The 23,013-nt window shown below is 59.4% G+C and carries 23 protein-coding genes; 13 read left to right on the plus strand and 10 right to left on the minus strand.

The window, feature by feature from the left end; all coding sequences use genetic code 11:
* The first annotated feature begins 5 nt into the window (after positions 1 to 5).
* From HJO_RS04070 to HJO_RS04080, 3 genes are all read left to right on the plus strand, one after another.
* Positions 6 to 425, plus strand: a complete 420-nt coding sequence (locus HJO_RS04070) for an ExbD/TolR family protein (RefSeq protein WP_035613744.1) — start codon at positions 6 to 8, stop codon at positions 423 to 425.
* An 11-nt stretch (positions 426 to 436) separates the two neighbouring features.
* Entirely contained in the window at positions 437 to 1,060 is a 624-nt protein-coding gene (locus tag HJO_RS04075) for a TonB family protein (RefSeq protein WP_035613747.1), read from the plus strand.
* A 425-nt stretch (positions 1,061 to 1,485) separates the two neighbouring features.
* Positions 1,486 to 2,886: a tetratricopeptide repeat protein gene (locus HJO_RS04080; protein WP_035613750.1), complete on the plus strand. Its 1,401-nt coding sequence runs from the start codon at positions 1,486 to 1,488 to the stop codon at positions 2,884 to 2,886.
* Positions 2,887 to 3,114: 228 nt separating this feature from the next.
* On the opposite strand, the gene HJO_RS04085 is transcribed toward HJO_RS04080, so the two are convergent.
* From HJO_RS04085 to HJO_RS04095, 3 genes are all read right to left on the minus strand, one after another.
* Positions 3,115 to 3,639 carry a bactofilin family protein gene (locus HJO_RS04085; RefSeq protein ID WP_035613753.1) on the minus strand — a complete coding sequence of 175 codons (525 nt, stop codon included), beginning with the start codon at positions 3,637 to 3,639 and terminating at the stop codon, positions 3,115 to 3,117.
* The gene (locus HJO_RS04090) at positions 3,629 to 4,849 is read right to left on the minus strand and encodes a M23 family metallopeptidase (protein ID WP_035613754.1); all 1,221 of its coding nucleotides are present in this window, start codon (positions 4,847 to 4,849) and stop codon (positions 3,629 to 3,631) included. The genes HJO_RS04085 and HJO_RS04090 overlap by 11 nt, the downstream gene beginning before the upstream one ends.
* Positions 4,850 to 5,042: 193 nt before the next feature.
* Complete coding sequence (locus HJO_RS04095) at positions 5,043 to 5,522, minus strand: peroxiredoxin (protein ID WP_035613758.1); 480 nt, start codon at positions 5,520 to 5,522, stop codon at positions 5,043 to 5,045.
* 97 nt (positions 5,523 to 5,619) lie between these two features.
* Between HJO_RS04095 and HJO_RS04100 the strand changes: the two genes are divergently transcribed.
* Positions 5,620 to 9,009: a YhdP family protein gene (locus tag HJO_RS04100; protein WP_035613761.1), complete on the plus strand. Its 3,390-nt coding sequence runs from the start codon at positions 5,620 to 5,622 to the stop codon at positions 9,007 to 9,009.
* A gap of 12 nt (positions 9,010 to 9,021) precedes the next feature.
* Here HJO_RS04100 and tyrS read toward each other — a convergent pair whose 3' ends face one another.
* Positions 9,022 to 10,272: a tyrosine--tRNA ligase gene (tyrS, locus tag HJO_RS04105; protein ID WP_035613765.1), complete on the minus strand. Its 1,251-nt coding sequence runs from the start codon at positions 10,270 to 10,272 to the stop codon at positions 9,022 to 9,024.
* Between the two features lie 61 nt (positions 10,273 to 10,333).
* On the opposite strand from tyrS, the gene HJO_RS04110 reads away from it, so the two are divergent.
* Positions 10,334 to 11,452 (plus strand): anhydro-N-acetylmuramic acid kinase, encoded by a 1,119-nt coding sequence (locus tag HJO_RS04110; RefSeq protein WP_422120067.1) that lies wholly within the window; start codon positions 10,334 to 10,336, stop codon positions 11,450 to 11,452.
* A 45-nt stretch (positions 11,453 to 11,497) separates the two neighbouring features.
* Here the strand turns inward: HJO_RS04110 and HJO_RS04115 are convergent, their stop codons facing one another.
* Positions 11,498 to 12,175 carry an alpha/beta hydrolase gene (locus HJO_RS04115; RefSeq protein WP_035613770.1) on the minus strand — a complete coding sequence of 226 codons (678 nt, stop codon included), beginning with the start codon at positions 12,173 to 12,175 and terminating at the stop codon, positions 11,498 to 11,500.
* Positions 12,176 to 12,288: 113 nt separating this feature from the next.
* Here HJO_RS04115 and HJO_RS04120 point away from each other — a divergent pair, with 113 nt between their 5' ends.
* The 7 genes from HJO_RS04120 to HJO_RS04150 all read left to right on the plus strand — a co-directional run bounded on the left by HJO_RS04120 (position 12,289) and on the right by HJO_RS04150 (position 19,237).
* On the plus strand, positions 12,289 to 13,434 hold the full coding sequence (locus HJO_RS04120; protein WP_035613772.1) for a cysteine desulfurase family protein: 1,146 nt from the start codon (positions 12,289 to 12,291) through the stop codon (positions 13,432 to 13,434).
* Complete coding sequence (sufB, locus tag HJO_RS04125; RefSeq protein ID WP_084141447.1) at positions 13,434 to 14,996, plus strand: Fe-S cluster assembly protein SufB; 1,563 nt, start codon at positions 13,434 to 13,436, stop codon at positions 14,994 to 14,996. Before HJO_RS04120 ends, sufB begins: the two co-directional genes overlap by 1 nt.
* A gap of 244 nt (positions 14,997 to 15,240) precedes the next feature.
* Positions 15,241 to 16,002, plus strand: a complete 762-nt coding sequence (gene sufC, locus HJO_RS04130) for a Fe-S cluster assembly ATPase SufC (RefSeq protein ID WP_035613774.1) — start codon at positions 15,241 to 15,243, stop codon at positions 16,000 to 16,002.
* The gene (locus HJO_RS04135; protein WP_035613777.1) at positions 15,999 to 17,225 is read left to right on the plus strand and encodes a SufB/SufD family protein; all 1,227 of its coding nucleotides are present in this window, start codon (positions 15,999 to 16,001) and stop codon (positions 17,223 to 17,225) included. The genes sufC and HJO_RS04135 overlap by 4 nt, the downstream gene beginning before the upstream one ends.
* Positions 17,222 to 18,445: an aminotransferase class V-fold PLP-dependent enzyme gene (locus HJO_RS04140; protein WP_035613778.1), complete on the plus strand. Its 1,224-nt coding sequence runs from the start codon at positions 17,222 to 17,224 to the stop codon at positions 18,443 to 18,445. The genes HJO_RS04135 and HJO_RS04140 overlap by 4 nt, the downstream gene beginning before the upstream one ends.
* A 10-nt stretch (positions 18,446 to 18,455) precedes the next feature.
* Complete coding sequence (locus HJO_RS04145; RefSeq protein ID WP_035613780.1) at positions 18,456 to 18,845, plus strand: SUF system Fe-S cluster assembly protein; 390 nt, start codon at positions 18,456 to 18,458, stop codon at positions 18,843 to 18,845.
* 35 nt (positions 18,846 to 18,880) lie between these two features.
* The gene (locus tag HJO_RS04150) at positions 18,881 to 19,237 is read left to right on the plus strand and encodes a HesB/IscA family protein (RefSeq protein ID WP_035613782.1); all 357 of its coding nucleotides are present in this window, start codon (positions 18,881 to 18,883) and stop codon (positions 19,235 to 19,237) included.
* Between the two features lie 8 nt (positions 19,238 to 19,245).
* Here the strand turns inward: HJO_RS04150 and HJO_RS04155 are convergent, their stop codons facing one another.
* From HJO_RS04155 to HJO_RS04170, 4 genes are all read right to left on the minus strand, one after another.
* Positions 19,246 to 19,884 carry a hypothetical protein gene (locus HJO_RS04155; RefSeq protein WP_156945409.1) on the minus strand — a complete coding sequence of 213 codons (639 nt, stop codon included), beginning with the start codon at positions 19,882 to 19,884 and terminating at the stop codon, positions 19,246 to 19,248.
* A gap of 87 nt (positions 19,885 to 19,971) precedes the next feature.
* The gene (locus HJO_RS04160) at positions 19,972 to 20,502 is read right to left on the minus strand and encodes a hypothetical protein (protein WP_035613785.1); all 531 of its coding nucleotides are present in this window, start codon (positions 20,500 to 20,502) and stop codon (positions 19,972 to 19,974) included.
* An 89-nt stretch (positions 20,503 to 20,591) separates the two neighbouring features.
* Positions 20,592 to 21,398: a lysophospholipid acyltransferase family protein gene (locus HJO_RS04165; protein ID WP_035613787.1), complete on the minus strand. Its 807-nt coding sequence runs from the start codon at positions 21,396 to 21,398 to the stop codon at positions 20,592 to 20,594.
* Between the two features lie 38 nt (positions 21,399 to 21,436).
* Positions 21,437 to 22,045, minus strand: a complete 609-nt coding sequence (locus HJO_RS04170) for a TetR/AcrR family transcriptional regulator (RefSeq protein ID WP_051618258.1) — start codon at positions 22,043 to 22,045, stop codon at positions 21,437 to 21,439.
* A gap of 152 nt (positions 22,046 to 22,197) precedes the next feature.
* On the opposite strand from HJO_RS04170, the gene HJO_RS17525 reads away from it, so the two are divergent.
* Complete coding sequence (locus HJO_RS17525) at positions 22,198 to 22,719, plus strand: hypothetical protein (RefSeq protein WP_156945411.1); 522 nt, start codon at positions 22,198 to 22,200, stop codon at positions 22,717 to 22,719.
* A gap of 16 nt (positions 22,720 to 22,735) precedes the next feature.
* Here HJO_RS17525 and purS read toward each other — a convergent pair whose 3' ends face one another.
* Positions 22,736 to 22,981 (minus strand): phosphoribosylformylglycinamidine synthase subunit PurS, encoded by a 246-nt coding sequence (gene purS / locus HJO_RS04180; protein ID WP_035613790.1) that lies wholly within the window; start codon positions 22,979 to 22,981, stop codon positions 22,736 to 22,738.
* Positions 22,982 to 23,013: the final 32 nt, after the last annotated feature.

Raw genomic sequence — 23,013 nt, forward strand, 5'->3', positions numbered from 1 at the left:
ATCAAATGGCACGCAGAAAACGCGTATCCGTCGGCGGCGGGGGATCAGCGGAAGACGATGTCAACCTCACGCCCATGCTGGACGTGGTGTTCATCCTCCTGATCTTCTTCATCGTGACGGCGCAGTTCATCAAGGAGCCTGGCGTTCCCATCGTTCGGCCTGAAGTCGACAACAAGGCACAGGTCAGGCCCCTGGCAATCCTGATCGGGATCGACAAGAACAGCGATATCTACATCGACAAGAAGAAGGTCAATGCTGACGAGATCGGGTTCATTTTCAAGCAATTGCGCGAAGACAACCCGAAAGGTGAGGTCGTCGTTCAGGCGGACGTAGATGCGGAAGCCGAAGTCCTGGTCGATGTCATGGAAACCATCAACAAGATTGACGGTGCCACGGTCATCAACATTTCGGCGAAGCGCGAGTAAGGAGACAGCAAATGTTCAACAGTCCTTTCGTACGGCTTCTCGTCGCCTTCGCGATCTCGATTCCCATTGTCTACCTGCTGTTCATCATGATGAGCTCACTGATCAATGTAACCGAGATCAGGGTCGACAAGGGCGAACAACGTGTACTTGCGGCAATCACGCCGCAGAAGCAGGACAGTGAAGTGAGGACCCGTCAACGGTCCAAACCGAGACGTCTTGATTCTGCTTCCAAACCGCCGCCACCGCCAAAAGTGTCGGCAACAAAGTCGCAGATCAACCTGCCAACGCCCAGGATCGAAGGTGCGGCGCCGACTGAACTGAATCTCGGTCGCATGCAGTCCCTGGCGATCGACCCGGTGGCAATTTCGGACCGTGATGCACAACCGATCCGGCCACCTACGCCGTCATTTCCTCAGCGCGCGGCAGAACGCGGGATTGAGGGGAGCTGCGATGTCCGGTTTGACGTCGACACGCGGGGCAGGCCTTACAACATTCAGGCGAACTGCACGAATTCCATATTCAAGTCTGAAGCCGAGCGTTCGGTTGCGAGAGTTGAATTCGCGCCGAAGATCATCCGCGGCAAAGCTGCAGAACGCAAGAACGTCGTTTATCCACTCGAGTTCAAACTGAACTAGATGGCATGCCGATGACCCATCATGAAAAGGGCGCCTTTCAGCGGGCGCTCTTTTTTTGCCAGTCCGCTGACAGTGCGGTGACATTCCGATCACCGGATTGCGAGCTGGCACAAAATGATATATAGTAACAATTGTTTGATTTGAAAGGCATTGGAGCGCTACGCTCTATTTCCACACCGCGTTTCCCGGTTCGATTCGATCGAGCATTTGCCAGCGTTTCTAGATCGGCAAGCTGTCTCAATCGGGGCGCCAGGGACGCCGACCGGGAGCGTCGAAACCCGGATCGCACGGTCTGGAATGAGAACGATGCCTGAGAGGACCGCGCGCTGTGAAAAACCTGCCTATGCCTGCGGAAGTTCTTGATCCCGCCCGACAATTCCGGTTGATTGGGCCCAACGCCGCAATACGCGGAGAGGAGATGTAACATGAGTATGAAAGCTACTCTCAAGGGAGCGGTGGTCGTCGCACTGATGGCGACGCTTGGAGCCGGGGCAGCACTGGCTCAGACGTGTGAGCAGACTGAATTCTCGTCGAAAACAGGCCAGACCTATCTCGAAGCCGAACAGGCCGCGATGGTGAAGAAGGATTATGCGACGGCGATCAGCAAGTTGAACTCGCTCCGGGCGATGGAGTTGAACTGCTACGAAGAAGGCGCGGTCATCAAGCTGTCGGCTTACATCAAGATCGAGAACGGAGACAGGCGCGGCGCTGTTGAGGACCTGCTGTCCGCCCTGCAAAAGGGATACATTGCGCCTGCGGATGCACCGCAAACCTATTACAACATCGCCCAGATCTATCTTCAGGAAGAAGACCTCGCGAAGGCCCTTGAGTACATGACCAAGTGGCAGCAGGTCGGTGGCAAACCTGACCGGACCCAGAAATGGCAATTGGCCGTTCTGAACCAGCGGGCCGACAAGTTCAAAGAAGCCGTACGTTGGGCTGAAGAAGTGCGCCGCGAAGATGGTGCGAACTTCAAGCAAGAGGTCTATGACCTGCTGCTCTACCTCTACAACCAGACAGGCCAGAAGGCGAAACTCGCCGAAGTTCTGGAAATCCTGTTGGAGCGCAATCCGAATGAACGTAAATATTGGGACGCGATTGCGGGTAACTATTTTGCGGAAAATGAAGAGCGCAAGGCCTTCGAAGTACAGAAAGCCATGTACCTTATCGGTCTGCTGAAGACTGATGAAGAATTGATGCGGATCGTCAACTTCTACAACCGCTTCAACGCGCCTTACCACGCCGCCCGCATCCTCGAGAAGGAAATGAATGCAGGGCGTATCAACAAGAACCTGGAACGGCTCGAACTCCTGGCAAACCTCTATCAGGTTGCGCGGGAGCACGAGAAAGCCATTCCCGTCATCAAGCAGGCTGCTGACGCGGGCGGTGGCGGCGCGATGTACGAGCGCCTCGGCCGGTCCTATGCCGACCTGCAGAAGTGGAAAGAAGCGGAAGAGGCTCTTACCAAGGCGCTTAGCTTGGGAGGCGTCAAGGACCGCGGCAATGCGTACGTCCTGATCGGACAATCTCGCTACGAGCGGAATGACCGTTCTGGCGCGCGTGAAGCGTTCAAGCAGGCCGGCAACAATGCGGGACGAAGCTGGATCGACTTCATGAACTCCGAGGAGCAGACGAAGCGCGCACTGGTATGTTTCGAAGTACAGGCGTCCGTCCTGAACGTTCAGAACGAGGCGAAGATCTGCAAGAGCCTCGCCGTCCTTGGCCCGGAAAACGTCCCGGAATCCTGCAAGACCGTCAAGGAACGTTTGAGCGCTGCCGAAGCCAAGTTCAACGCTACGCCTGAGTGCAAAGGGCAAACCATGTAGCCGAATGAAGCTTGGCTAGCCGAGTGAATTTTTTGGAGAGCCCCGAAGCTGGACAGCTTCGGGGCTCTTTTCTTTGCGGGCGCAGGGCCAAGTACGTGGCGTCCGAATTCTGATCGTAGTGTCCGGGATGCGGTTTCTTCCCGAACGGTGTCCGAACAAAAGAAAGCGCCGAGGCCTGGAGAGGCCTCGGCGCTTTCTTTTGTGACGTCTCTTTGCAGAGAGAAAAATCTAGGAAGCCGACGTCGAAATTCCGAACGCTGTGGGTGACGAAGAACCAAGCGACGAATTCGACTCTGACGAGGTCGAGACAGCCGCAGCCTTGGGGCCCGAGTCCTTCAATGGATCGTCTGCGTGTTTTACCTGGCCCTCGAAAACAGCATTTGCCTGAATCTGCAGTGATGCATGGACGATGTCGCCCTTTACATGGGCGCCCGATTCAAGTTCGACCTTGCGGGCGCGAATGGAGCCGCGGATCTTGCCTTTGACTTTGACAACCTCGGCTTTCACTTCGCCAGTAATGTGGCCTGATGCACCGATCGTAATGTCGGTAGCGCTGACGTCGCCGTCAACGACGCCGTCGATCTGAAGCGCGCCTTCAGACGTCACAGACCCGTTGATCTTCATGTCTGCGCAAATGATGGAAGCTGCCCGCGCAGCCGGTTTCATCGACGCACCACGAATAGCTTCTTGAGCCGGTGCAGGCTTCACGGGCTCTGGCGTGTTGGATTCGGGGGCTTTGTTTTTAGTGAACATGTCGGCCTGCTTTCAAGAATTTTGCTGGATCATATGGTTTGCCGTTGAACCAGACTTCGAAGTGAAGGTGGTCTCCTGTGCTTCTACCGGTCGTACCCATCTTGCCCACCAAGTCACCGATTTCGACAACGTCCCCCTTTTTTACCGTAATTGCGCTCATGTGGCCATAGCGGGACTTGAATCCATGCCCATGGTCGATTTCGACCATCCGTCCATAGCCCGAGCTTGCGCCGGCGAAAGAGACTTTCCCGGGACCTGAGGCCACAATCGGCGCTGCATGGTAAGCTGCCAGATCAAGCCCGTTGTGCCAGCCCGGCCGTTTGCGAAATGGATCGATCCGCATGCCGTAGTCGCTGGTTTGGCGGTAGGGAACGCCAACCGGACGCCCGAGCGGCAGGCTGCCGACGATCTGTTCGTAGTATCTCATCTCTTCGACCCGCGCACGCGTCTGCACGAGCCGGTTGTAGAAGGACGTATCGGCAGCGGAGAGATTTGTCGCGCCCGATGTAAGGTTTGCGACAGACACGAGCGGGCCGCCCATTTCGGCACCCGACATGATGCGGTCGCTGCCGACTGATGTCAGTTGAAGGACGCCGCGGGCGCGATCAGCGCGCTCGATCGCAAGCTCTTCTGCCTCATCAAGAATGCGTTCCTGGTCGAATTTGAGATTTTTCAGGCTGACCCGGGTACCGGACTTGTCGAACGAGGCTGTAATGATTGGCTGGACATGACGGGACTGCCGGTTGTCGGCTTCCTCTATCGATGCCTTCACCAGCAAGCCTGTTCCGTCGCCCTTGAGCGCGGACACTTCCAGGTTTTCATCGCCCTTGAGTTTGTCGAACAGTTCTTCCAGCGCGTTTTGCCGGTCCTCCCATTCTGCGGTCTCTTTCTGGAAGGCGTCAGTGCGCTCTTCAAGCAGGGACCGAGACAGGGCGTCTTTCGCGCGAAGTTCCTGAACCCAGCGCTCATATTTTGCGAGTTCGCGATCATCGGGACTGCCAGCGATAGCGCTTGGGGAACCGCCCAGCACATAGCTGCCGGTCAGAAAAAGTGTCCAGCTGGCAAGCGCTGCTGCGCCTGCAGCGATGATCGCCTGTTGCCAAGGCGAAACGGAAATATACCGGACAGTGCCGCCGCTGCGATGATAAATCTGCCGTTCTGGAAACGCACGATCAAACGCCGCTTTAGCGCTCGCACTCCACTTTGCCATTCACGCCACCCGTCGACTGGAAATCACACCTCATACTGCAATAAACATTACAGCACGTTTCCCAAACCCGTTGAGCATATAAATACTCAATTCGAACTGAGGTGAAAGCCCCACTGAACATAATTCATGCAATTTTTCGCCTAATTGGGTAAACCCCCTGTTAAAGCTCGCGAAATCGGTTGAGTATTGCTGATTATTTAGCTTTCGAATCGGGCCGGATGCTGTCCAGGACGTCTTGCGCATGGCCCTTCACGCGGACCTTGGGCCAAATCCGAATGATCCTGCCGTCGGGGCCGATCAGAAACGTGGACCTGGCGATGCCCATATACGTGCGCCCGTACATGTTCTTTTCGACCCATACTCCATAGGCCTCACACACGTCGCCGTCGGTATCGGCACCCAAATTGATGTCAATTCCGTGTTTCGTTGCGAATTTCTGATGCTTTGACAGGGTGTCTCTGGATATGCCGAGAATCTCTGCGCCGGTCGCCTCGAACTCCTTTCGAGCCGATGTGAAATCGATGGCCTCGGTCGTGCAGCCGGGCGTGTCATCTTTCGGATAGAAGTAAAGCACGAGGTGCTTGCCCTTGAATGAAGAAAGGGAGCGCGGTCCTGCGGTGGTTTCGATAGTGAAATCAGGGGCGTTGTCACCTGCCATCAGTGCTTTGGTCATACAGTACTCCTATGGTGCGGTCGTGTGTCTGTGGCTATATCCATATCAGAAGCCCTACTGTTCAGTCGCCACCGCGTAAAGCTCAAGGAGCGTGCCTTTGGTCCGCCAGACCGCATCCACGATCGTCCTCGAGATTCTTGGCGGATTGATCCTGCTTGTATTGGTATGCGGGGCGCTGCTCGCTGCGCGCCTTGCGAACGGGCCGGTCAAGCTCAGCATGCTGAAAGACGATGTCGAAAAAGCCCTGACTGACGGCCGGCAAGGTCGGAAGGTCGAGTTGGGTGACATTTTCCTGGAATGGTCGTCAGCGGATCGCCGTGTGCTTATCAACGCGCACGACGTGCAGCTGTTTGATGCCGCCGGGGAGCTGGCTGCAGAGGCCGACAGGTCCGACATTGTTCTTTCCGGGTCGTCCCTGGTCCTCGGCAAGATCGAGGTGCTGGGTATGAACCTCGACCATGGCTGGATAAACGTCGACAGTATTACGGACACGAGGTGGACTCTGGCAGGAGACCCGCTGCCCGAAATTCCTGCCGGCGAACTTCCGCAAACACTCGCTGAATGGCGTGCGCGCGCCAACGAAGTCCTGCCCAACGTGCTCCTTGGAGTCGAGCAGGTCCAGTCCAGCATCAGTCTCGAGAGCGTTTCTCTTGAGGATTTCGAAGTGCGCGTGCGCGCGCCAGACCAGTCGCGGCTGCTCACCCTGTCGGGAGCGAAAGGACGGATGACGCGCAAGCCCGACGGACTTTTGTTCGCGCTCTCCGGCCGCGGGGTTGGCAAGGGGCTGCCAGCTGGAATTGCCGTAACTCTGGATACGTCTCAAAATAACGAGCGCCTGCGTGCCGAGTTTGCCATCGCGGAGTGGCCGCTTGCCGAACTCGCTCGCCGGCTTGGCCTGGACGCGGAGAATTTCGAAGGCTTACCCGGAAATCTGGACATTTCCTTTGACGTCACAAAGGAGGCTGGCATCGAACAGGTGATCACCAGTCTTGATGTGGGGAAGGGGGTCCTGCCGATCGGGACAGAGGGAGTGCCCGTCGCCGACCTGAAGGTCCTCTCAACCTATTCTGCTGGTTCAGACGAATTGTCCGCGGATATATCGACTTCCGGGGCCGGGCCATTCAGTGGCGCTGCGCTCATCACGCTCCAGGATGCTTTCAAGGACCAGGCGTTTCATCGGTTCACGTTGGCGAGCCCGACGTTTCAATTCGACTTCACGCCCCAATTCGCCGCACCGGTAGAACTCACGAACGTGGTCGCGACGGGCGAGATCGGTTTGAAGGAACATGCCCTGCGCAGCACGAGTGTCACTTTCACGCGGGGTGAAGACCGGTTGGAGGCGTCCGGATCGATCATGCTGACGCCGGATCGGCAGCCCGGCGAGCCCCGGATTCTCGGATCGCTGGATTTTGCGTCGCCCGGCAACCTGAGCAAGGACACCGTCCTCGCGTTCTGGCCCGTCGGACTGGGTGCAGGTGCGCGGCGCTTTGCGGTCGGGCGCGTGGAAGAAGGCGTCATCACCTCAGCCACCGGGCACCTTGACCTGTCGCGTGACAGTCTTGCCGCCGGGTACCTGAGAGATGAAGATCTCAATCTGGACTTTACCATCACTGGCGGGAAGGTGCGGTTCGCCGACGATCTTCCGCCGGTCGAATCTGCCGGCGGCAAGGGCCATCTTTCAGGCAACAGTTTCAAGGTCATCGTGGAGCGCGGTGAGTATGGCGGCTGGGCAGTCGATGACGGTGTAGTCGATTTTCCGGCATTCAATCCCAAGGGCGTGGACTTCCGTGTTTTCGCCAAGGGGCACGGGCCCGCGCAGAACGTGATGAAGACCCTTGTCGAGTCGCAACTCAAACTCGACTTCGAGCCTGAGCGGTTGAGCGGGGATGCGGAACTGACGTTTGAAATGTTCCGTCCCGCATTGGACAATGTGCCGTATGACAAGATCCGGTTCACGGCCATCGGGTCCATCAAGAACGCAGGTCTGAAGGCGGCGGCGCTCGGGTTCGACCTCACCGACGGGGCATTGAAAGTTGACACCAGCCAGGATGGCATAGCGATTACCGGCTTCGGGCAGCTAGGCCCGACACCCGTCCAGTTCACCTGGCGAGACGGGTTCAACGATGACGATGCGCCCTCCAACCTGTCAGCCACCGCAGTGGTGACGCCAGATGTGCTTAACAGTTTTGGCCTGCTGGGACGCGCCTACCTGACAGGCGAAGTCCCTGTCGAGCTGCAAGCCAAGCTGGGTGGTGAACAACTGGAATCGGCCGAAGCTGCGCTGGACCTCGGAGAGGCGCGGATCGATATTTCTGAGATTGGCTGGGTGAAGCCCAAAGGCGCGCCCGGAAAAGCATCCGTGAGTTACAAGAAAGTCGACGGCAGAATCGAGTCGACTGTCCTGTTCAAGTCCGAGCAGGCTTTTCTGGATATCGCGTACACGCTTGGCGCGGATGACAAGCTGGTTTCGGCCGCATTGCGGCGCGCATACCTTGCGGACACAGCGGATGTCGGCGGGTCAGTGTCCAGGACGGATGATGGGGTGCTCAACCTGAACCTGACGGGCACTTATCTGGACCTGTCCGGGGCAATGTCGGGTCTGGGTGCGATGGGGAGTTCGGCTGAGGGCAACAAGACGCCACTCAGGATTTCCGCGGATATCGAAACGCTCACGTTGCGACCGGGCCTGGACATGCGGAAGGCGAGCGTAACAGCTGAAACCAGCGTGAATGGCATCGCGTTGTTCACTGCCAGCGGAAATGCCAATGATGGCAGTCCTCTGTCGGCAGCATACGATGCCGCAGGGTCCGCCACAGGCGCGACGATCCATATTGTTAGCGGAAATGCGGGATTCATGGCGCAGGCATTCATGGATGTGGATTTCCTTGAAGGGGGAGATCTCGATCTGGTCGGAACACTGCCCAGGGATCAGTCGCCGGCAAAGTTCGAGATTGGAATCACCAATGCGCGCTTGAGAAATGCCCCTTTTCTCACGCAGATATTGTCGCTGGCCTCGCTCCGGGGGCTGGCCGACACGCTGGGCGGTGAAGGCGTCCTGTTCTCGCGTATTGACGTGCCGCTCACAATTTCGAACGGTCGCTATGTCGTCACGGGCGCCAAGGCGCAGGGGCCAGCGCTGGGGCTGACGGCGAGCGGTTTCATGGACGGCAAGTCGAACGCGATTGAATTCGACGGCGTGCTGGTGCCGAGCTTTGGCATGAACTCGGCGCTTGGCGGTATTCCGATCATTGGCGACCTTGTCGTCGGGCGCGATGGCGAAGGCGTGTTTTCGCTGACTTACGGAATTCGGGGTACGCTTGAAAAGGCGAGCGTGTCGGTGAACCCGCTTTCAGCGCTGGCGCCCGGCGTCATTCGAAGGATCTTCGAGAACCCGTCGGATACAAAGATTCCCGAAGCAAAGCCGAGGACGCCCGACGAGCCAATCCCGTCAGAACTGCCGCCCATCCCCGAAGAAACATTCGAATAGGCCAGGCGGCCTTCAGAGCACTTTCAACAAGGCATGACGCTTTTTGCCGGCGGACAGCTTGATCGAACCGTCGATGATGTCGGTGACGCCCAGCGTGGCGTTCGGGTCTGAGAGTGCGGAATCATTGACCCGGGCAGCACCCTGTTTGATCAGGCGCCGTGCTTCACCATTGCTGGCTGCGAGGCCGGCCGCAGCGAATGCGGCCGCGGCAAGCATTCCAGATTCGAGGTCGGTACGGGCGATGTCCACGGTTGGCAAGGCGTCCGCCGTGGCGCCCTGTTCAAACACTGCTGCTGCGGCGGCGGCCGACCGTGCGGCCTCCTCTTCACCGTGAAGCAGGGATGTTGCCGCATTTGCCAGCGCAATTTTGGCCTCGTTGATCTCGGCACCTTCCAGCGCTTCGAGCGCCTGAATCTCGTCGAGGTGAAGTTCTGTAAACAGGCGCAGGAAACGGCCGACATCGCCATCCTCGGTATTCCGCCAGAACTGCCAATATTCGTAGGGGCTCTTTTTCTCTGCGTTCAGCCATACGGCTCCGTCTGCAGTCTTGCCCATCTTTCCGCCTGATGACGTCGTGATGAGGTGGGATGTCAAACCGTAGGCTTCACCACCGGCGACCCGCCGGGTGAGGTCGACCCCGTTCACGATGTTGCCCCACTGGTCAGATCCGCCAAGCTGCAGGCGGACGCCGTAACGCCTGTAAAGCTCAAGGAAATCATACGCCTGGAGCAGCATGTAGTTGAATTCAAGGAATGTGTAGGGCTGCTCGTTGCGAAGGCGGCGGTCTACAGTCTCCTGTTTGATCATGGTGTTGATCGTGAAATGGACGCCATAATCCCGCAGGAATTCGACGTAGCCGATCTTTGAAAGCCAGTCGTCATTGTTGACCATGATCGCGTCCGTCGGGCCGTCACCGAAAGTCAGGAACGGGTCGAACGCCTTCTTGATCCCGGCCATGTTGGCCGCGATCTGGTCGTCTGTCAGCAAGGGGCGTGATTTTTCCTTGTCCGTCGGGTCGCCGACCTTGGTCGTACCGCCGCCCATGAGGACGACGGGTTTTCCGCCCGCCTGCTGGAAATGACGCAGCATCATGATCTGCAGGAGCGAACCGACATGAAGGCTGTCGGCTGTCGCGTCGAATCCGATATAGGCGACGGGCACCCCGGAAGCGCAATAAGCGTCCAGTTCAGCGGGGTGTGTCATCTGCTTGATGAAGCCGCGCGTATCCAGCGTTTTCAGGAATTCCGACTTGTATTCGCTCATGGTCTCGTGTTCTCCGTAGCGCAGGCGCGTAACATGGAACGGGGCAATCTTGAACCATCCAATTCACGATCGCGAACCTGTATGGGTTGCAGGGTTCATGTCAGGGACATCGCTGGATGCGACTGATGCGGCGCTTATCCTGACAGACGGCGAACGCGTTCTGGAGTTCGGGCCGGCTGTTGAACGCAAGTACGCCCCGTCCGAACGGCAAGTCCTGCAGGACGCAACGGATGCCGCACGGGCCTGGAATTGGGAAGGGCCCGCGCCGGAAACGGCGTTCGAGGCTGCCCGCAAGGTGGTGACGCAGACCCATGCGGAGGCGTGGCACATGCTGCGGGATGAGGGCGGGAAGGGGATGATCGCGGCGCTGGCCGGAGTTCACGGCCAGACTGTTCTCCACAGGCGCCCCCAGCCAAGCCGTCCGGGCGCAACGCTGCAACTGATTGATGCCGGGGCGCTACAGGCGCGACTTGGCATTCGGCTGGCTTATGACTTCAGGTCGGCCGATGTCGGCGCAGGCGGGCAAGGCGCACCCCTGGCGCCGGCCTATCACAAGGCGCTGCTTGAGCGGGCTGGTACGGGGACGAGCGCCGTTCTGAACATGGGCGGCGTGGCGAATATTACCGCGCGAATGTCTGACGGGTCCCTGATCGCATTCGATACGGGGCCGGCCAACGGGCCGATCGACGAATGGATTGCGAGCCACGGGCGGGGGACGCATGACGTTGGCGGTGCATTGGCGGCGGCAGGACGCGCGAACGATGGGCGTCTGGCTGAACTGCTGGACCATGCCTGGTTCTCGGAACGTCCACCCAAATCGCTGGATCGCTACGATTTCAATGCCGGCATGGCGCGTGGGCTTTCGGTGGAAGATGGCGCGGCGACCTTGACCGCTTTTTCGGCACGGGCAGTGGCTGCTGGCGTCGCGCAACTGCCGGAAACACCGCAGCGCATCATCGTCTGTGGTGGCGGCCGTCATAACCCGACGCTTATGGCCGCGCTGCAGGATGCACTGCCATGCGAAGTGCTGAGCGCCGAAGCAGCCGGTTGGCGTGGGGATTCGATCGAAGCCGAGGCTTTCGCCTTCCTGGCGGCACGGACGGCCCGCGGTTTGCCGATCAGTTGGCCCGGAACGACGGGTGCGCCACGCCCGATGACCGGTGGCAAACTGCTGCCCTGATATACCCGCAGGTTCCAGGGCAGCGATTGCCGGCGCAGGCGGACCTTAGTCTTCTTCGGCTTCCAGCCGCAGTTTTTCTTCCGCATCTTCGAGCCGCTTGAGAAGGTATTGCTCGCACAGCTCGATCAACTCGTCGCGCTTGTCGACGTAGAAATGGTTCGCGCCCTTGACCTTGGCACGTTCGATAACTTCGCCTTTCTGGACACGCACTTTGGTCAGCGCACGCTCGACGTCTTCCGGGCTGGCGATCGAATCCGCATCCCCGCTGACGATGAGCCCCGACGCGGGGCACGGCGCAAGGAACGAGAGGTCGTAGTGATTGGCGGGCGGCGAGATGGCGAGGAATCCATCGATTTCCGGACGGCGCATCAGAAGCTGCAGCGTGATCCATGCCCCAAAGCTGTAGCCGGCACACCAGACATAGCGGGGGCTCTCGCTGAGGTTCTCGATATAATCGAGGACGTAGGCAGCATCTTCGAGTTCTCCGATGCCCTGGTCGTAGACGCCCTGACTGCGACCGACGCCGCGCGAATTGTAGCGCAGGACGCCGAATCCGGCGCGCTCGAACATCTGGTACAGCATGATCGAGATGGGGTCCTGCATGGTGCCACCCGCTTTGGGGTGGGGGTGCAGTACCAGCGCGATAGGGGCGCCGGGGTATGGCGGCTCTGTGTAGCGCGCCTCAATTCGGCCCTGCGGCCCCGGAATGATCAGTTCTGCCATGACACCCTCGCAGTAGTTTCTCTTGCAAGGGCGCGGTCATAAGCCAAATGGACTGTGAAATGCAAATTTTTCTGCAGGTGCGCACTCAAGCCCGAAGGGTTATACCAAAATCCATGATCTACGCTGACCACAACGCCACGTCGCCGCTACGCCCGGAAGCGCGTGATGCCATGCTTGCAGCTTTCGACATCGGCGCGACAAACCCGTCTTCGGTGCATACGAGCGGACGCGCAGCGCGGGCCGTGGTGGAGCGTGCGCGGGCGCAGGTGGGCGGTGCAATAGGCAGCCGGGCCGCGGACCTGATTTTTACAGGGGGTGGGACGGAATCCGACGCCCTCGCTGTGCAGGGCGTGGTGGACGCGCTGGAGGGACGCTGTACGTTGATCGTCTCCGCCATCGAGCACGACGCCGTTGCCAAGTCGGCAGCCCATTCGGGCGCCATCGTGCAAACCGCGTATGTCACTCCGGCCGGAACGCTGGATCTTGATGATTTGCGCTTGCGGATGGCGCGTTGGGACAAGGAGACGTTGGGCACGCCCGTACTGTGCCTGATGCTGGCGAACAATGAGACCGGGATCATACAACCGGTTGCCGAGGCCGCTTCGATCATGCGCGAAGCAGGCGGGCTGACGATCTGCGATGCCGTGCAGGGACTGGGCAAGATTCCAGTGAATGTCGGTCTCCTTGGTGTCGATTACCTGTCTGTCTCAGCCCACAAGGTGGGTGGCCCGCAGGGTGTAGGTGCCTTGTGGCACCGGGCCGGGGCACCGCTGAAGGCCATTCTTTATGGGGGCGGGCAGGAGCGGTCATTGCGGTCCGGAACCGAAAACGTGGCGGGCATTGCCGGCTTTGGTGCGGCTGCAGAGGCCGCGGTGCGGGATTTGCCCAGATATGCGGCGCTCGCGAAGCACCGGGATGCCATGGAATCGCGCCTGAAGGCCGAGGGTGGAGTCGTTGTCACGGGCGAGGGAAGCCCGCGCCTGGCCGGAACGTCAAACTTCGCGCGGACTGGTTTCAGGGCAGAAACGCAGGTCATGGCGCTGGACCTTGCGGGGGTGTGCGTGTCTGCGGGATCCGCTTGCTCTTCGGGCAAGGTCAAGCGATCTGTCGTGCTGATGGCCATGGGCGCATCTGACGCGGTTGCGGAATCGGCAATCCGTACCAGCTTTGGGTGGAATAGTGAGCCAGCCGATTTTGACGGTGTGGCTGAGGCATGGCTGGAAGCGGCGCGACGAACGGTTTTGAAGGAGAAGGTGTGATGGACTGCTGTGGCGGCACCACCGAACACGACGAGGACTGCGGAGAAGTCCAGGTCAAGGACAGCATTGACGCCAAGACGGTCGATGCTGCCAAGGCCCTGGAATCCGAGAACTATTCGGCGGGTTTCTCGACCACGATCGAAACCGACTTTGCGCCGAAAGGCCTGTCTGAAGAGACGATCCGCTATATCTCGGCAGCCAAGAACGAACCCGAGTGGCTGCTTGAATGGCGCCTGAAGGCCTATGAACGCTGGCTGACCATGGAAGAGCCGACATGGGCAATGGTCCGTTATCCCAAGATCGACTACCAAGCCTATTATTATTACGCGGCGCCGAAGGCCGGGGCGAAATATGCCTCGATTGATGATGTGCCAAAGGAAATCCTCGAGACCTACGAGAAGCTCGGAATCCCGTTGAGGGAAGCCGAAGTGCTGCTGGGTGTAGAGGGCGCGGTCGAAACTGCGGCAGAGGCACGCGAGAAGCCGCGCGTGGCGGTAGATGCCGTGTTTGACTCCGTGTCGGTGGCGACGACGTTTCGTGCAGAACTCAAGAAGGCCGGCGTGATCTTCATGTCGATCTCGGAAGCGGTGCATGAATACCCGGACCTGGTGAAGAAGTATCTCGGCTCCGTCGTGCCGCAATCCGACAATTTCTTCGCGACGCTGAACAGTGCTGTCTTCTCTGACGGGACATTCGTTTACATTCCGAAGGGCGTGCGATGCCCTATGGAACTGTCGACCTATTTCCGGATGAACGCTGAAAATACGGGCCAGTTCGAGCGGACGCTGATCATTGCGGATGAGGCGGCTCATGTGTCCTACCTTGAAGGCTGTACTGCGCCGGTGCGCGACGAGAACCAGCTGCACGCGGCGGTCGTCGAGCTGGTGGCGCTGGACGATGCCGAGATCAAGTATTCGACGGTCCAGAACTGGTGGCCGGGCGATGAGGACGGAAATGGCGGTATCTTCAATTTCGTGACCAAGCGTGGCGATTGCCGGGGCGACCGGTCGAAGATTTCCTGGACGCAGGTGGAAACAGGTTCAGCGGTGACGTGGAAATACCCGTCCTGCATCCTGCGCGGCGATGACAGTGTCGGAGAGTTCTACTCCATCGCCGTCACGAATGGCCGCCAGCAGGCCGATACCGGCACGAAGATGATCCATCTCGGCAAGCGCACGAAGAGCCGGATCATTTCAAAGGGCATCTCTGCCGGCAGGTCTAACAATACCTATCGCGGGCTCGTGTCAGTCAATCGCAAGGCCGACAAGGCGCGCAATTTCACCCAGTGCGACTCGTTGCTGATCGGACAGAATTGCGGGGCTCATACGATTCCCTACGTCGAAAACCGGCGCGCGGACGCGCAGCTGGAGCATGAAGCGACGACAACCAAACTGTCGGATGACCAACTGTTCTACGCGCGGCAGAGGGGAATCCCCGAAGAAGACGCGGTGGCCCTGCTGGTGAACGGGTTCGTGCGGGACGTGCTGCAGCACCTGCCGATGGAATTCGCCGTCGAGGCGCAAAGCCTGCTCAAGGTCAGCCTCGAAGGCAGTGTTGGCTAGTACAGCCGAACAGGAAATCCCGCGTCATCGGTGTTTGGAACGCTGGCGGAGCTGAGGTTTCGGATTGCGCGGCTTACAGGCGTAATCACGCGCTGAGGTGACTGGCGTTGAAGGGTGATAAGGCGCGCTGGATTCGAAAAATTCCGTTTTGAGCGAGATGTCTTGCCGCGTCGACCACAGCACCAGATTGTGCGCGATGTCGCAGGGGCTTTCCCTTTAGTCACGAGAGGCTTACATCGGCTCCATGTTGAAGATCACAAATCTGAGCGCCACTGTTGGTGAAGCGGCTGAGGCCAAAGGCATTTTGAACGGGCTGACGCTGGACGTTCCGGCGGGCGAGGTCCACGCAATCATGGGGCCGAACGGGGCGGGCAAATCGACCCTGTCCTACGTGCTGACGGGCCGGAATGGCTATGACGTCACAGGTGGCAGTGCGACCCTCAATGGCGAGGACATCCTGGCGATGGACCCCGAGACCCGCGCCGCGAAGGGAATGTTCCTGTCATTCCAGTATCCGGTGGAGATTCCAGGGGTGCCGGTGATGACCTTCGTGCGCACCGCTATCAACGCCCAGCGCAAGGCGCGCGGCGAGGATGAAATGTCGGCCCCGGACTTCATCAAGCGTTCGCGCGAGGTCGGCAAGACGCTGAACCTCAACGCTGAGATGCTGAAGCGGCCGGTCAATGTCGGCTTTTCGGGCGGTGAGAAGAAGCGCCTCGAAATCTACCAGATGATGATGCTGGAGCCGAAATTCCTGATCCTGGACGAAACTGACAGCGGCCTTGATATCGATGCGCTGAAGACCGTGGCGGACGGCGTCAATGCGATGCGTGATCCCTCTCGCGGCATGCTCGTGATCACGCACTACCAGCGCCTGCTCGACTATATCAAGCCGGACAAGGTGCATGTGTTGGCCAAGGGCCGGATCATCAAGACGGGCGGACCTGACCTCGCGCTGAGGCTCGAGAAGGAAGGTTATGACGGAGTACTGGGAGAGGCGGCGTGACCACCGCCCTGCGCGATTTCATCAGGAACCCGACAGCGGCCGAACTGGAACTGGTCGCACGTTACGGCATGCAGCCGGAAGATGCGCGGCGTGAACGGGCGTTTCTGGCATTCGCTGAAACCGGGCTTCCGCACCGGCGGATGGAGGCCTGGAAGTGGAGCGACTTCAGGGCGTCACTGAAATCTCTGGACAGGCCGAAGCAGGCCGCGATCCCTGATCCCCTGCCGCATGACGGGGCACTCGTGTTCCGGTTTACTCCCTCCGGGTTCGCCTATCCCAAGACATTGCCATCCGGAATCTCGATGCTCGCCAAGCGCGAGGTTCAGGCGTTCAGTAGCGCAGAAGACCTGCCACTCGGCGCGTTGACGGCGGCTCTGGCGGGTAGCGACAGCAAGCCGGCAACTTTGCTGTTCGAGATTTCAGGGCGCGACCTTCCGCGCCTCCACTTTGTGTTTGAAGGCGCCGGCGAGGCAAGTTTCTCGCGGGTTGTTTTCCTTCTGCGACCGAACGCCGAACTTGTCGTCACTGAAAGCCATCTTGGTGGAGTTGGAATGGCCTCTGCGCTCTCCGAGTTTACGCTGGAAGCCGGAGCGAAGCTGACCCGCACGATCTACCAGCGTAGCGGGCCCGAAGATGCCATCGGCATCGCCAGCACGCTGACGCTCGACGCCGGCGCGGCTGTCACCCAGACGACCCTGGCATTTGGCGCAAAAGTGTCGCGGCTCGAAACCCGGGTCGTTCACCGCCAGCCGGGCGCGCACCTGACCTTGAATGCAGCCTATCTCGCCGGAAAAGGCTTTCACGCCGATATCACGAGCCATGTGCGGCATGGCGCGCCGGAATGTGTCACGCGCCAGCTGACCAAGGGTGCCGTGCTTGATGGCGGTACCGGCGTGTTCCAGGGCAAATTCCTGGTGCCGCGCATCACGGGCCAGCATACGGATGCAGACATGCAGCACCAGGTTCTCCTTCTGGAAGATGGTGCCCAGGTCTTCGCGAAGCCGGAACTTGAAATTTATGCCGATGATGTTCAGTGCGCGCACGGCAACACATCCGGCGCACTCGATGACGCGCAGCTGTTCTATTTGCGCCAGCGGGGCATACCGGAGCGCCAGGCGCGGGGCATGTTGACCGAGGCGTTCATTGCCGAAGCGCTGGAAACGGCTGACGAGACGGTGCGGGACGTCATGCTGGCTGAAGCACAGGACTGGCTGGCATCATGACCCGTCCGTTTGATGTTGCGACCATTCGTGCGGAATTCCCGATCCTGACGCGTGAAATCCATGGTCGACCATTGGTTTATTTCGACAATGCGGCGAGTGCGCAGAAACCCAATGCCGTGATTGACGCGGTGGCGAACCAGTGTCGGACGTCATACGCAAATGTGCACCGTGGTATTCATACTCTGTCGAATGAAACGACCGAAGCCTACGAAGCGGCGCGGGAAGCCGCGCGCGGTTTGCTGAATGCGCCGGATACGGACACCATAATATTCACAAAAGGCGCGACGGAAGGCATCAACCTCGTCGCGTCGGCGCTGGCTGGCACAATCCAGACCGGCGACGAAATCGTGCTGTCAGTGATGGAGCACCATTCCAATATCGTGCCGTGGCATTTCCTGCGGGAGCGGAATGGCGCGGTACTGCGGTGGGTCGGCCTGAATGATGACGGCTCGCTCGACATGGACGCAATGCGTGCGGCCATCGGGCCGAAGACGCGCATGGTCGCGATCAGCCACATGAGCAATGTGCTTGGCACTGTGAACGACGTGACAGAGGTCGCGCGCCTGGCGCATGCGGCGGGCGCACGCGTGCTGGTCGATGGCTGCCAGGCGGCTGTCCATCTCAGCGTTGATGTCCAGGCGATCGGCTGTGACTGGTATGTGTTTTCCGGACACAAGCTGTATGGCCCGACCGGTATCGGCATCCTCTACGGGACGGCGGCGGCGCTGTCTGAGGCGCGGCCATATCAGGGCGGCGGAGAGATGATCGAGACGGTCAGCATGGACCGGATCACCTATAACGAGGCCCCTCACAAGTTCGAGGCAGGTACACCTCCTATTCTGGAGGCGATCGGGCTTGGTGCCGCCATCGCGTGGTACCGGCAGTTCGACCAGGCAGAGGTTCAGGCGCACGAGCACGCGCTGTACCAGAAAGCACGTGACGGCTTGCGGGGCATTAACGGCCTTGCCGTGCACGGCGAGGCCCCCGGCAAGGGATCGGTTCTGTCATTCAGCCTTCAGGGCGTCCATCCGCATGACCTGGCGCAGATCCTCGACCGCTATGGCGTGGCCATCCGGGCCGGCCACCATTGCGCCCAGCCGCTGATGACCCATTTAGGAGTTAGCGCGACAGCCCGCGCAAGCTTTGGCATCTACAATACCGAAGCCGAAGTCGACGTCTTCATTGAGGCGCTGGAAAAAGCGCGCGGAATGCTGGTATAGAGGGTCACACATGGCAGATGACATGACTTCTCGCGACATGATTGACGCATCCGCGCCAGCGGACGCGGCACCGTCGGCGATTTCGCCCGAAGAGCTGAATCGCATTACGGATGCGCTGATTGCTGCCTTCAAGACGGTCTATGACCCTGAAATTCCGGTCGACATCTATGAATTGGGCCTGATCTACAAGGTCGATATCGATGATGACCGCAAAGTGGACGTGGATATGACGCTGACAGCCCCTGGCTGCCCTGTGGCGGGCGATATGCCCGGATGGGTGGAGACGGCCGCGCGCACGGTCGAGGGCGTCACGGACGTCGAGGTGCGCCTCACGTTCGATCCGCCATGGGACCCGTCGCGGATGTCGGATGAAGCGCGTCTCTCACTGAACATGCTTTAATTGAATCGCAGCCCTTCAGACCTTATCTGTTGATCATGGCCAGACGACCCCGCCCCAAACCGGTTACCCTGACTGACGATGCGGCAACGCGCGTCCGGGAGATCATGCAAGAACGCGGCGCAGGTTTCCTGCGCGTTGGCGTGAAGAATGGTGGGTGTGCCGGCATGGAATATGTCATGGACTATGCCATGGCGCCTGAGCCTCTGGACGAAGTCGTCGAAGAGAATGGCGTCACGATCCTGATTGATGCCAAGGCTGTCCTGTTCCTGCTCGGCAGCCAGATCGACTATGAAGTAGCGCCGCTGCACGAGAAGTTCGTATTCCGGAATCCCAACCAGACCGATGCGTGCGGGTGTGGTGAGAGCGTGACGATCGTGCCGGTCGTCGCCTGAGGCGAAGATCAGTCGGTGGCTGTTGCCTCTGTCCGCATACCCTTTGCATTCTCGAAAATGGATTCATCGAATGTCCCGCCATTGGTGACCGGACAGGTCTTGGCGAACATGGTGAAAACGGGATCGACGCCAGGCACGGCGAGATCGTAGGTCTTGTTCCGGACTTTCAGCTGGACGGGATCGCCGCGCACGACGGCGTTGAACAGCCGTTTAGGCACCGTGCGGTTGCGAGGCGTTATCTTTGACGAGTCGGGATGATACTGGAACCGCTCGCTTTTGCGATCGCCTCCGACCGTCAGTTTTCCACTCATCTCGAGAAGCCGCAGGTGTTCCTTCGGGGCTTGCTCGTACGTGTTCTCAGGGTCGAGCTTGATTCCCGCCTGGAGCATCTGGTCGCCCCTGCTTGTTGCCTGGCAACTGAGTTGCAGGATCGGGCCTTCGCCGCCGGATACCGTTATGATTCGGACAAAGCTGAAAAAGTTGGGCGCATCACCGGCGTCTGAACTGTCCACACTCCAGAGCTGGTCGCGTTCCATGACCCAGTGGAGTCCCCCGTCAGTGCCGTGTTCATCCGCAAAGCTGCTGCCGGGTGAGAGGAAGAGCAAGCTGAGGACAAGACAGCTGGCCCTGGTAGAGCGACACGTCATGATCCGCCTCCCGATACGCGTTAAAATAGAAAATCAACACGTATCTGAGGGAGGCGTCAAGCAGGGAATGGGAGACCGTTCGGAGCCTTACTTTTCTTTGCCTTCGTTGCGGCTTTCCTCACACACGCGGGCGAATGCCCTGAAGGCATCATTTGGTTCAGGGAGCACTGTTTCGACGTCTCCGAAGTGGCTGACCGATATTTTCAGGGGGGCGCCGATCACGGCTGCGTTGAAAACCTTGGCGGCTGCGTTGTGTGAACGTGCTTCGATCACATCAATCGCCGGGATGACACGCACTGTTGTTTCATAGGCGTCAGCCGTACCGACCATCACGCTGGCGTTTTCCGAACGGGAGTAGGGCGCATTCTTGGCAAGTTGTTCGGGAAGCGAGGCGGGCTTTACAGTGATCATCGCGGAAAGCAGGCCGTTGGCGCCACACGTCAACAGTGCGGATTGCTGGTCAGTGGCGTCTGAGTAGATCGCGCGTGGCGATGCCTGATCTTGGCCTTCCCACGCTTTCCACGCATTTGCAGAAGCAGGCAGGGCGGCAGTTGTCGCCAAGGCGATGGTGAGGGTGCTGATGCACGCAAGGTTTCGTTTCGTCTTCATGTTGGTCATCCCGATTTGCCCCCGGGACATCCTGAGCCCTTATTGAATAACAATAAAAATATCTCGCGTAAAGATATAATCGTGGGCGCTGACGGGATTTATGCCTGAGATAAGCTGGCGGGGTCTTCGGAGGCGGGTTTGGCGTCGGTGCCGTTGGGTGGGTCGGGGATGAGTGTGGCTCGGGTGGCGGGTCCGCCGCGCGCCTCGGCGACGAGTTCGGCCGTGCGTGCCTCCACGACCTCAGTCAGCTGGGCCATGAACTCGTCCTTTGGAAGGCCGACCGGAATGGGGGAGAGGAATTCGATGACGGCGCGCCCTGGCGTTTTGCGGGTTTCCTGCTGCTTCCAGAAGACCCCGATGTTTGTCGCCACCGGGACAACCGGTACGCCCATCGCTTCGGCCATATGCCAGACCCCCGGCTTGTATCGAAAATGGTGGTCGACCGGAGCGAGGTGGCCTTCAGGATAAATGAGAATCCGGCGGCCTTCCTGGCGGGCAACTTCCATGCCTTCACGCAGGGATTCCGCTTTGCGATCGCCGCCGCCGCAGGTGTCGATGACGATGGCGCCAAGTTTGCGCAGGATGCCGCCGACGAGGGGAAACTTCTCGAGATGGTCGCCGGTCACGAAAGCGAGGTTCTTCACTTCCGGATAGATAAGATAGCCGTCGCCCCAACTCTGGTGCTTGGCCGCGATGATGAAGGCACCATCCGGAAGGTTTTCGCGCCCGCGAACCTCCTTGCTGATGCCGCCGATGAGGCGAAGATTCAGGTTCATCGCACGCGTGTAGCTGCGAATGATCAGGCTGACAGGACCACGCCCGGGCAGGGCCAGGAATGGCAGCGAAACCAGCACGTAGCCGACTGACAGCAGGTAGTAGGTAACCGTGAAGAGGAAACCGCGCATGAGTGTGAGCTTTCTTGAGGCCGGGGACGGCGCCGCGTTCAGCCGGAATGCAGGACAGCGATGATCGCCTTGGTGAAGGCGCTGGCATGCTGGGACAGCGGGCCGGGCAGGCGATTGTAGATCTTGTTCTGTCCAGCCTGCATGATGACACCAAGGGCCATCGCAGCCTTCAGGGCCGGATCACCCTTGGGAATGGTGCCTTCTGCCATCAGGCCGGCGATGATGCGTTCTGTGATCGAGACAGGGTCGTCCTCGCGGCGTTTGTCGTAGGGCAGGTAGCGGTTCAGCGATACGAGGTGGAACGAGAACAGGAGGAAGTCCTCGTCGGCCAGCTGGCAGTATGCTGACACGGCGGCGCCGATCTTTTCCTCGAGCGTTCCTTCAGCGGCGAGGGCTTCCATCATCATCTTGCCAAGGCGATTGTGCGTTTCCATGAACAGGGCAAGCGCCAGTTCATCCTTGCCTTTGTAGTGCCGGTACAGCGCGCCCTCAGAGACACCGGCCTGTTCCGCAATTTCACGGGTCGTGGCCGCGTCCACGCCTTCATGGATAAACAGCTTCAGCGCCGCGCGCTCAATCTTGGGGCGGGCATTGCGTGCGCGCTGCTTCTTGGCGGGATCCTGAACCGGAGCGGTAGATCGGGGCATGCGGTACTCCTTGATTTCATGCTTCATCTAGCATGGGACAGAACTACACGCAAGTGATTAATCGCTCACATTAATGCCTGGTGCTCCCGCCAGAGTATTGGAGGATCTGACAATAAGAGTGATAATAAAAGGCAACCCGGGAGGCCGAACCGATGAGACAATTCCTTGTTCCAATCCTTGTCATCATGGCAAGCGGATCTGCGGCCGCGCAGCAAGAGGCGCCGGCGCCCGTGCCCTGTTCAGGCGAAGCATATCACGCCTTCGACTTCTGGGTCGGGACTTGGGATGTCTATGACGGGTCTGGCAACAAGGTGGGGGAAAACACGATCTTGCCGGAAGAGGGGGGATGCGTCCTCGTGGAGAGGTGGACGTCGACGTCCGGGACGACCGGTCAAAGCTACAATTTCCTTGAGCCGGATTCCGGGAAGTGGCGGCAGGTATGGGTCAGCAAGGGATCAGTGATCGACTATGCGGGTGGCTTGTCACCGGAGGGATCAATGAAGCTTGAGGGCAGGATTCTCTACCATGCGAGTGGCCAGAGCGCGCCTTTTACCGGCGAATGGACGCCGAATGAGGACGGGTCTGTCACACAGCATTTCGAGCAATACAACGCCGCGACAGACACATGGGATCCGTGGTTCACGGGAAAATATGTTCGTAAAGCGCCCGAATGATGCTCGGACGCAGCGGTCAGGCGCTGAGTTCGAACCGGTAGCTTTCGATCACCGTGTTCGCCAGCAGCTTCTCGCACATTTCCTTGACCCGGTTCTCCGCGTCGGTCGCGCTCAGGCCGCTGTCGAGGTCAAGCTCGATCACCTTGCTGATGCGCGCCGCTTCGACTTCCTTGTAACCCATGCGAGTGAGCGTGTCGGCGACCGCCTTGCCCTGTGGGTCGAGGACGCCAGCCTTGAGGGCAACGTGGACAATGGCTTTCATCGGGCAAGGCTCCATAGGTTTGAGTCGCGCAT

The organism is Hyphomonas johnsonii MHS-2 (genome assembly GCF_000685275.1).
Taxonomy (GTDB): Bacteria; Pseudomonadota; Alphaproteobacteria; order Caulobacterales; family Hyphomonadaceae; genus Hyphomonas; species Hyphomonas johnsonii.

What these genes read in the sequence shown, in the direction of transcription:
- HJO_RS04070 (WP_035613744.1), top strand. Translation starts at nt 6, where the DNA reads ATGGCACGCAGAAAACGCGTATCCGTCGGCGGCGGGGGATCAGCGGAA.
- HJO_RS04170 (WP_051618258.1), bottom strand. Translation starts at nt 22,045, where the DNA reads ATGCCCCGATCTACCGCTCCGGTTCAGGATCCCGCCAAGAAGCAGCGC.
- HJO_RS04145 (WP_035613780.1), top strand. Translation starts at nt 18,456, where the DNA reads ATGGCAGATGACATGACTTCTCGCGACATGATTGACGCATCCGCGCCA.
- tyrS (WP_035613765.1), bottom strand. Translation starts at nt 10,272, where the DNA reads ATGAGCGAATACAAGTCGGAATTCCTGAAAACGCTGGATACGCGCGGC.
- purS (WP_035613790.1), bottom strand. Translation starts at nt 22,981, where the DNA reads ATGAAAGCCATTGTCCACGTTGCCCTCAAGGCTGGCGTCCTCGACCCA.
- HJO_RS04150 (WP_035613782.1), top strand. Translation starts at nt 18,881, where the DNA reads ATGGCCAGACGACCCCGCCCCAAACCGGTTACCCTGACTGACGATGCG.
- HJO_RS04085 (WP_035613753.1), bottom strand. Translation starts at nt 3,639, where the DNA reads ATGTTCACTAAAAACAAAGCCCCCGAATCCAACACGCCAGAGCCCGTG.
- HJO_RS04090 (WP_035613754.1), bottom strand. Translation starts at nt 4,849, where the DNA reads ATGGCAAAGTGGAGTGCGAGCGCTAAAGCGGCGTTTGATCGTGCGTTT.
- HJO_RS04095 (WP_035613758.1), bottom strand. Translation starts at nt 5,522, where the DNA reads ATGACCAAAGCACTGATGGCAGGTGACAACGCCCCTGATTTCACTATC.
- HJO_RS04080 (WP_035613750.1), top strand. Translation starts at nt 1,486, where the DNA reads ATGAGTATGAAAGCTACTCTCAAGGGAGCGGTGGTCGTCGCACTGATG.
- HJO_RS04160 (WP_035613785.1), bottom strand. Translation starts at nt 20,502, where the DNA reads ATGACCAACATGAAGACGAAACGAAACCTTGCGTGCATCAGCACCCTC.
- HJO_RS04115 (WP_035613770.1), bottom strand. Translation starts at nt 12,175, where the DNA reads ATGGCAGAACTGATCATTCCGGGGCCGCAGGGCCGAATTGAGGCGCGC.
- HJO_RS17525 (WP_156945411.1), top strand. Translation starts at nt 22,198, where the DNA reads ATGAGACAATTCCTTGTTCCAATCCTTGTCATCATGGCAAGCGGATCT.
- HJO_RS04165 (WP_035613787.1), bottom strand. Translation starts at nt 21,398, where the DNA reads ATGCGCGGTTTCCTCTTCACGGTTACCTACTACCTGCTGTCAGTCGGC.
- HJO_RS04120 (WP_035613772.1), top strand. Translation starts at nt 12,289, where the DNA reads ATGATCTACGCTGACCACAACGCCACGTCGCCGCTACGCCCGGAAGCG.
- sufC (WP_035613774.1), top strand. Translation starts at nt 15,241, where the DNA reads ATGTTGAAGATCACAAATCTGAGCGCCACTGTTGGTGAAGCGGCTGAG.
- HJO_RS04155 (WP_156945409.1), bottom strand. Translation starts at nt 19,884, where the DNA reads ATGACGTGTCGCTCTACCAGGGCCAGCTGTCTTGTCCTCAGCTTGCTC.
- sufB (WP_084141447.1), top strand. Translation starts at nt 13,434, where the DNA reads ATGGACTGCTGTGGCGGCACCACCGAACACGACGAGGACTGCGGAGAA.
- HJO_RS04075 (WP_035613747.1), top strand. Translation starts at nt 437, where the DNA reads ATGTTCAACAGTCCTTTCGTACGGCTTCTCGTCGCCTTCGCGATCTCG.
- HJO_RS04140 (WP_035613778.1), top strand. Translation starts at nt 17,222, where the DNA reads ATGACCCGTCCGTTTGATGTTGCGACCATTCGTGCGGAATTCCCGATC.